The following is an 8,150-nucleotide window of genomic DNA, read 5'->3' as shown; positions in this document are numbered from 1 at the left end:
ACGCCATTGTTCAAATTTTTCTTCTTTAGAAGAAAAATCTTCCAATTAGCGTTTCAACGAGCTGGGAGATATGCTCGCCAGCTGTTGTAGTTTGTTTTCCCCCACCTAAAGAGGAAGGGGACATCTTAAAGCTCGTTATTTCTACCTCCAGTAACCTATACAGAAATGAAGCTCCTTCAGCCTCACTATTACACAGAAAAGGGACGGCATTAGCCAGTCCCTTTTCATAAAATATAAACATAAACATTATTGTACTGCAACATCAATTTCCACCTGATGGCCATCAACATCCATCAGAATAGTCAAATACTGCTCGTTGCTGATTTTAATCTGGCAGTCTGCACCCACAGTCAGACTGGGAGTTGAAATATCCACTTCCAGTCCCAAAGCAGTTAAATTAGTTGCTGCATTGGCAGTCAACATATTGGACATTTCTGAAATAGCACTCTGGGCCATCTCATCAAAAGCCGCTACCGGCATTCCCATCATCATGGTCGACGCAATAAACTTTGCAGTTTCTTCAGTCATATTATAAACCACGCTGCCTCTTATTTCCTTGGTAAAGCCAACTATAACTGCAACGCCAAGGCTTTTAGCGTTCTGTTCCTTGACACTCATTCCAGTACGCTTAGGTTCAGAAAAACCCATCTGAGGAAGTACAGTGGTAAATGCGTCTATAAAAGGATTAACTAATTTTACATCCATAAATTATACTCCCCTCGCAAAACCAATGTTCATAAACACATCACCATACAGAGTTTTAGCCTTGATATTAAATGCAATCAAATCCGGATTTGACAAGACTATATCAGAGCCAACAATGGTCCCTGGAGGAGTAACTCTCATTTCCCTATCCTTAAACACATCATTAACACTGGAAACCCCACGACCAGCAATAATATTCCCGGCCTCTTCGATAGCCGCCTCCGCCTCATCAGAAGACAGCTCTTCATCAGCATCCATTCCAAGCATAGCCCTGGACAACCCAAACATAGTATCCGCATCCATATACAATGCCACGCGGCCCTTAGGTTCACCGACTATACCCACTACAACAGCTACACCATCTACCTTTAAAACCGAAGAATCTTCCTGCGCAATCTCAATTTCGCTCTGTACCCCAAATACCTGCATAAGTGTCTGCTGCAAGACCTTTGCAAAGGTCGTCACATAAGACTCCCTATAGGTAGCAACAGTTCCCACATTATCCTTGCACATAATCATCAGGGTATCTATAAGTTCATTAGTGCTGACAGGTTTCTGCAGGAACGCACTAATACCGACCATGCGCCCGCGCATAATCAGCTTCGCATCCTTCATCGCACTAATCATAACAATCTTTGCCTTAGGATCAATGGCATGAATACGGGATGTACACTCTATACCATCCTCATCAGGCAAATTCATATCCATAGTAACAACATCCGGCTTCGTTTTAGCATAAAGAGCAACGGCCTGTGAACAATTTTCTGCCATTGCACATATTTCAAAATTAGTCTTGGCAAGCATGGAACTGACCATCATACGGCTTATTCGAGAATCATCTACTACCATAACCTTGACTTTTTCCACAAACAATCACCTGCACTTTTCGTGTAATCTCATAATGCCATTGTCGAAACTTCTGCAATGAGTAAACAAAACATTCCTTGTACTGCCTGTACTTTTATACCACCATTGTTCAAATGCTTCTTCCATAAGGAAACATAAGTCAACTGGCCTTTACCGCAAAGAACACACGCCGTGGCCCATAATACGGAAGATTATGGAATATTCGCTATAAACACCCAAAACCTTTCATTGGTTAAAAAAAATACATACTTTTCTTAAGTATACCTAAATTGTTATCCCAATTCAAGGAAAAAAGTCCCTTGCTTTATTTCAAAAAACCATTTTTCTACTGACCATAACCTAAAAATAATATATAGCATTCACCTTTATCCCCTTCCAAAAGCAATTTGCCAAAATTGTAACATATTATGTATAATGAGAAATGTATTTTTATTATAGGAGGAATAACAATTGGATAATATTTTAATAATTGTAGCCTTCGTTCTGTATCTTGGTCTCATGATGTTTATCGGACTATACTATTATAAGCGGACCAGCAATATGGACGATTACATTATTGGCAACAGAAAATTGGGGGCATGGGTTACCTCACTCAGTGCAGAAGCATCTGACATGAGCGGTTGGATGCTAATGGGACTGCCGGGAGCAGCATATCTTGCAGGATTAAATGCCGGGTGGATTGCCGTCGGCCTTGCTCTTGGCACCTATGCCAATTGGAAATTCATTGCTGCCAGATTGCGCAAGTACACTGAAATTGCCAACAATTCACTTACGCTGCCTGATTTTTTCCAGCATCGTTATCATGATACGGGCAATGTCCTTCGCATAGCCCCGGCCATTTTTATAATCATTTTCTTTGTAATATATACTGCCTCAGGTTTTGTAAGCGGCGGAAAGCTGTTCAGTACACTGTTTGGCCTGGATTACACCACTGCTGTAATGATTGGTGCCTTTGTAGTAGTTTTTTATACGCTTACCGGAGGATTCATGGCCGTATGCTGGACTGATTTCATCCAGGGTGTAATGATGTTCTTTGCCATTATAATCGTACCGGCAGCTGCCGTCTATTCACTGGGGGGAATATCAAATACTGCCACTGCAGTAAATATTATAAACCCTACCTTTTTTAATCCATTTCTTGGTCCTGACGGCTCCACAGTGTCATTTATTGAATTCATATCCCTCATAGGATGGGGATTGGGCTACTTTGGACAACCTCATATCCTGGTGCGCTTCATGGCAATAAAATCTTCCAATGAACTGCACCGTGCCATGCATATCGCCATGGTATGGGTAATCATATCATTGGCAGCAGCTGTAGGCGTAGGCATTGTGGGCAGTGTTTTCCTCACCGAGAAGCTTACAGGGCCACAGGTCGAAACAGTTTTTCTGGTAATGACTGAGCAGTTGTTTACCCCCTTCGTTGGTGGCATCATCCTCTCAGCTGTACTGGCAGCAATAATGAGTACTGCCTCCTCTCAGCTTCTGGTAGCCGCATCAGCTTTTTCCCAGGATTTTTATCGTTCCGTTATCCGTAAATCCGCAGGTCAGAATGAACTGATCTGGGTAAGCCGTACCGCTGTACTCATCATATCTGCCATGGCCATCAGCATTGCCATGAATCCTACCAGCTTCATTCTGGATATGGTTTCCTATGCCTGGGCAGGCTTTGGTGCAGCCTTTGGTCCGGCACTTATCATGTCCCTTTTCTGGCGTCGGGCAACCCGTAATGGCATACTGGCAGGAATAACCGTAGGTGGACTCACCGTTCTCATTTGGAAACAGTTTGCATTTTTCGGTTTGTATGAAATCATTCCTGGATTTGCATTCTCCTTATTGGCTATCTACCTCGTCAGCATCATGGATAAAACTCCACCGGAGGAAGTTACAAATATGTTTGATTCCGTAAAAGGCGCTGATATTTAACTACTACAGGGACTTGTTTGAAAGCTGGTTTTAAAAAAATTTTTAAAAAATTTCTAAAATGCTATTGAAAATCATTTTCAATTATGTTATATTATATTCAAGCTTCAAAGCAAGCGTAACTCTCCTAAATATAATACACACACTAAAAAAGGATTCGTTGCTCATGCGAATCCTTTTTTAGTGCAAAAATATAACTGCTAATATAAAATACAGCCAGTCTATCTGCTATCTTATTATTTTCTGCAAAAAAAGAGGAGCAGCGCTCCCCTTAATCATTTTCATCCTCCAAATCCTTGGGCTTACCGCGACCAACAAGATACAGAGGCCTGTTTTTGACCTCCTCAAATATTCGGCCAATATATTCACCAATGATACCCAATACAGTCAACTGAACACCACCAAAAAACAGTACACAGGCAGTGATAGTAGCCCAGCCTGCCACAGCATCATTGAACACGAACTTTGATACCAGCACATGCAAAAACAGCACCACACTGAGCAGTCCACAGATCATGCCTATATAAAGACTTATCCGCAACGGAAGAATGGAAAACGCCATCACACCATCCACAGCCAGATGCAACATTTTGCGTGGAGAAAACTTTGATACCCCGGCAAACCTCTTGGGTGCAATAAATTCAATCTGAGTCTGCTTAAAACCCATGGCCCCAATCATTCCACGAATAAATCTGGCATGCTCACGGTACCGACGAAAAGCCTTTACCACCACCTTATCCATAAGCCTGAAATCAGATCCGCCTTCCTGAATATGCACCGTAGAAAGCATATTCAATACCCTATAATAATACTTGGAGGTCAGTTTCTTGAAGAATGACACTCCCTCTGTAGTTTTACGGATAGTCTGAACCACCTCATACCCCTGCTCCCATTTTTCCAGGAGCGTCGGAATAAGCTCAGGGGGATGCTGCATATCACCATCCATTGTAATGACTGCATCACCTTCAGCATGGTCTAGCCCGCAGGTAAGGGCCAGCTGATGCCCGGAATTCTTGGCCAAAAAAATCGATTGTACCCTGGAATCGCGTTTTTCCAGTTCCCGCAGGATTTCACGACTGCGGTCTTTCGAACCATCATCTACAAAATCCAGCTCGAATTCATAATCAAGTTTTTCAAAAACATCAACAATTGCCTGATAAAAATGTTCTATATTGTCTTCTTCATTGTATACAGGAACAACAACTGATATAATTTTCATGGTTATCTCTTTTCTATATTAGTAATTACAAAATACTATACTATTATAACAGTTTTGACACAAATTCCAATACCCGTTTAAAAGAGGTTTTACAATGAACTTAATGGAAAAAACAAAACATCACTTTTGGACAAAGGAATTCCTCCTTTTTTTGGTAATCGGTTGTATAAATACCTTTAACTGTACCTTTCTGGCCTGGCTCTGTTCCTTTATTATAACGGACGCCAATCTTACCTTTAATATCGGCTATGTACTGGCCAACATTTGCGCCTGTTGGATGAACAGCAGATTTGTATTTCATGACACACTTTCTGTCAGCAGGTTTATCAAATTCTTTATTTCATATATCCCAAACTACATCATTCAAAATATTATAGTGATAATATTCTATAATTGGTTGGACTATCCACCGGTTGTCAGCTACCTTATTGCAGCTGTACTGGGAATTCCAATAACCTTTCTCATGGTCAAGATATTTGCCTTCGGCAGAAAATAAAATATTACAGGATATATCACACCCTAAAACAAGGAGGATTGACACTTAGTCAGTCCCCCTTGTTTTTCATTATCTTATCCTATTGCGCCGGGCCCTGGGTGCACCCAAAATTTCTGCCCAGATTACTGCCTGTACCATGCCATTCATAGGTTGTACCTGCTTACCGGAATCATTACTATAAGCAGAATCAGTTACCTGCCCGCCATGATGTCTTTCAGGGACTCCATGCCGGGAAAGATATTCCTGATACGGATTGGTCTTCCTTTCAGGCCCGCCGTAATATGCTACAGATTGTTCTGACGCTTCCTCACTGCCATCAATATCAGTTGGGTTGTACTCCTTGCTCCCCTTGACATCAGGTGGGATCCAATCCGGTGGAATTGGTTTTGCAGTAGGCTTTTTCTTATCCAATACATTCCCCACTATAACCAAAAAAGCAAACAGAATAATTGGAAGGATTATATCCATGTCCCATCACCTACTTTATGGTCGGGGGTGTCAGCTGACTGTCAGAGGCACTGCGACTGATACTGTCACGCATATCAGTATCGGCCTTTACATTGTTTAGATTATAATAATCCATTACACCCAGACGCCCATTTTTCAGAGCTTCAGCCATAGCATGAGGTACCTCGGCCTGGGCCTCAACCACCTTGGCCTCCATTTCCTGGGTATAGGCCTTCATTTCCTGTTCCTTGGCAACAGCCATAGCACGGCGTTCCTCAGCCTTGGCCTGAGCAATGCGCTTATCTGCCTCAGCCTGATCAGTCATAAGCTCAGCACCAATATTACGGCCTACATCAACATCAGCAATATCAATTGATAATATTTCAAATGCTGTTCCGGCATCCAGCCCTTTACCTAAAACGGTTTTGGAAATATCGTCCGGATTGGCCAATACATCAGTATGACTAACAGAAGAACCCACCGTAGTAACAATACCTTCACCAACCCTGGCTATGATGGTAGGTTCACCGGCACCACCCACCAATCGGTCTATGTTAGCACGAACAGTTACCCGAGCCTTTATTTTCAACTCTATACCATTTTTTGCCACTGCTGAAACCACCGGCGTCTCAATAACCTTTGGATTAACACTCATCTGAACAGCTTCCAAAACATCCCGGCCTGCAAGGTCAATGGCTGCTGAACGCTCAAAGGGCAATGGAATCTGCGCCCTGTGAGCAGCAATAAGGGCATCTACTACCTTATCCACATTACCCCCTGCCAGGAAATGTGCCTCAAGCTGATTTACCTCCACGCTTAAGCCAGCTTTATTGGCCTTAATAAGTGGATACACAATCCTTGACGGTATTACCTGACGCAGTCTCATTCCCACCAGGGTAAAAATCCCTACAGATACATTGGCAGCCTTGGCTGCAATCCATAACCTGAGCGGCACAAAATGCAAAAAAACAATCAATGCTATGATGAGCAGGAAAAACCATACTCCGCTCATTGTAAAAATCAGATCCAACAATCCTTCTTCGTTTCCCATGAAACCATCCTTTCAAAACTATATTGACCTATTACTATACCAGGCCTGTCTCCCCATGACAGGGACACAGTCAATTCCCCGTAAAAAACCATAGGCTGAAATCCATAGTATATATCACCGGACAACAACGCGATTGCCATTCACCGAGACCACCTTTACCTGTTGTCCCTTTGGTATATAATCTCCCTCAGATACTACATCTACCGGCTCCCCATTTATTATGACAGTACCGGCCGGACGCAATTCCCTGGATACGACTCCGGTACACCCCACCAGCTCCTTTTGCTCAACCGCGCTGACATATCCCTGCTCTGTATTCGTCTGGTCACGCAATACCATGCTATGCCAGAAATTCTTTAAAAACTGCCAGGCCACAGTCTCACCCCCAAAACCACATATCCTTATTCACACAAAATACCGGCTTCCTTAAGCTGGACCTTTATCCTGTCAAGATTGCCCTGATCAGAGACCTCAATAGTATGGAGATGTACTCCCTCTGTGATGAGTGATAAGGGTTTCCCCGCACATTCACGCATCTTCTGTTCAAAAACAGCAACATCATGTCTGGTAGACAGCATCAGAACTGCCCGTATCTCACCATATAACGGATGCTCAACTATAACATCCTTGATAAAGCCACCATTATCAACTATAATCTCCAATTCCCTGCGCATAAGCTGATCATCATGCCTGCACGCTATGATGGCGACGATTCCGGTATTTTCATCCTTTGGGACCACATAACCTCTGGGTGTAGCATATATGGTAACACCACCAGCCCTGACAACACTGATATCTCCAACAATAATCTGTCTGCTGACATTAAATTTCTTTGCAAGAAAAGCCCCTGTCAAAGGTCCCTTGGACTTTTGCAGGCACTCCAGCAGCTTGTCCCTTCTTTCCTGTGTATCCATATACAACCCCCCTTTTTATTTTATTAAAGGTATATAAAAAAAGCAATATTGAAATATATGCCAGGAAAAATTTTACCCTTTGCCGAAAGTAGTCGTAAAAACTGAAAAAAAGCATAAAAAAAGACTGCTGCTGCAGTCTCAAATATCATATGGTGGGCGCTAACGGGATCGAACCGCTGACATTCTGCTTGTAAGGCAGACGCTCTCCCCGCTGAGCTAAGCGCCCTTTATAACGCTATCATTCAATTCCCCTTTATAAGGAAACCTCACAATGAGCGTTTCAACGAGGCATAACCTCGTCATATTTAAAAATGGTGACGCGTACGGGATTCGAACCCGTGAAGCCGCCGTGAAAGGGCGGTGTCTTAACCACTTGACCAACGCGCTATTGGCTCCTCGAGCAGGACTCGAACCTGCGACATACGGATTAACAGTCCGTCGTTCTACCGACTGAACTATCGAGGAATACTCTGTCACTTTTCGCCGACAAATAGTATTTTACTTCATTACAATATATAATGCAAGCAA

The 8,150-nt window shown here is 42.8% G+C and carries 9 protein-coding genes and 2 tRNA genes; 2 read left to right on the top strand and 9 right to left on the bottom strand.

What is annotated here, in order from left to right:
- Positions 1 to 246 precede the first annotated feature (246 nt).
- Together K6C05_RS00565 and K6C05_RS00560 are read right to left on the bottom strand one after the other, a co-directional pair.
- Positions 247 to 705 carry a chemotaxis protein CheX gene (locus K6C05_RS00565; RefSeq protein WP_296730325.1) on the bottom strand — a complete coding sequence of 153 codons (459 nt, stop codon included), beginning with the start codon at positions 703 to 705 and terminating at the stop codon, positions 247 to 249.
- 3 nt (positions 706 to 708) lie between these two features.
- Positions 709 to 1,572 (bottom strand): response regulator, encoded by an 864-nt coding sequence (locus tag K6C05_RS00560; protein ID WP_296730324.1) that lies wholly within the window; start codon positions 1,570 to 1,572, stop codon positions 709 to 711.
- Positions 1,573 to 2,022: 450 nt separating this feature from the next.
- Between K6C05_RS00560 and putP the strand changes: the two genes are divergently transcribed.
- The gene (gene putP, locus K6C05_RS00555; RefSeq protein ID WP_296730323.1) at positions 2,023 to 3,498 is read left to right on the top strand and encodes a sodium/proline symporter PutP; all 1,476 of its coding nucleotides are present in this window, start codon (positions 2,023 to 2,025) and stop codon (positions 3,496 to 3,498) included.
- A gap of 268 nt (positions 3,499 to 3,766) precedes the next feature.
- Here putP and K6C05_RS00550 read toward each other — a convergent pair whose 3' ends face one another.
- Positions 3,767 to 4,714 carry a glycosyltransferase family 2 protein gene (locus tag K6C05_RS00550; protein WP_296730322.1) on the bottom strand — a complete coding sequence of 316 codons (948 nt, stop codon included), beginning with the start codon at positions 4,712 to 4,714 and terminating at the stop codon, positions 3,767 to 3,769.
- Between the two features lie 94 nt (positions 4,715 to 4,808).
- Between K6C05_RS00550 and K6C05_RS00545 the strand changes: the two genes are divergently transcribed.
- Positions 4,809 to 5,210 carry a GtrA family protein gene (locus K6C05_RS00545; RefSeq protein WP_296730320.1) on the top strand — a complete coding sequence of 134 codons (402 nt, stop codon included), beginning with the start codon at positions 4,809 to 4,811 and terminating at the stop codon, positions 5,208 to 5,210.
- A 69-nt stretch (positions 5,211 to 5,279) separates the two neighbouring features.
- Here the strand turns inward: K6C05_RS00545 and K6C05_RS00540 are convergent, their stop codons facing one another.
- The 6 genes from K6C05_RS00540 to K6C05_RS00515 form a co-directional block, all read right to left on the bottom strand.
- Positions 5,280 to 5,678, bottom strand: coding sequence for a hypothetical protein (locus K6C05_RS00540; RefSeq protein ID WP_296730319.1), 399 nt, complete (start codon positions 5,676 to 5,678; stop codon positions 5,280 to 5,282).
- A gap of 10 nt (positions 5,679 to 5,688) precedes the next feature.
- Positions 5,689 to 6,678, bottom strand: coding sequence for a flotillin-like protein FloA (floA, locus tag K6C05_RS00535; RefSeq protein ID WP_296730326.1), 990 nt, complete (start codon positions 6,676 to 6,678; stop codon positions 5,689 to 5,691).
- Positions 6,679 to 6,822: 144 nt separating this feature from the next.
- Positions 6,823 to 7,083 carry an NfeD family protein gene (locus K6C05_RS00530; protein ID WP_296730317.1) on the bottom strand — a complete coding sequence of 87 codons (261 nt, stop codon included), beginning with the start codon at positions 7,081 to 7,083 and terminating at the stop codon, positions 6,823 to 6,825.
- Between the two features lie 26 nt (positions 7,084 to 7,109).
- Positions 7,110 to 7,622, bottom strand: a complete 513-nt coding sequence (locus K6C05_RS00525) for a transcription repressor NadR (RefSeq protein WP_296730315.1) — start codon at positions 7,620 to 7,622, stop codon at positions 7,110 to 7,112.
- Between the two features lie 150 nt (positions 7,623 to 7,772).
- A tRNA-Val gene (locus K6C05_RS00520) sits at positions 7,773 to 7,848 on the bottom strand.
- Positions 7,849 to 8,011: 163 nt separating this feature from the next.
- Positions 8,012 to 8,087 (bottom strand) — tRNA-Asn (locus K6C05_RS00515).
- Between the last annotated feature and the right edge of the window lie 63 nt (positions 8,088 to 8,150).

It is taken from the genome of Anaerovibrio sp., from assembly GCF_024697385.1.
GTDB lineage: Bacteria > Bacillota > Negativicutes > Selenomonadales > Selenomonadaceae > Anaerovibrio.
Note: the sequence above shows the minus strand (reverse complement) of the source record. Positions and strands in the feature narration are given on the sequence as shown.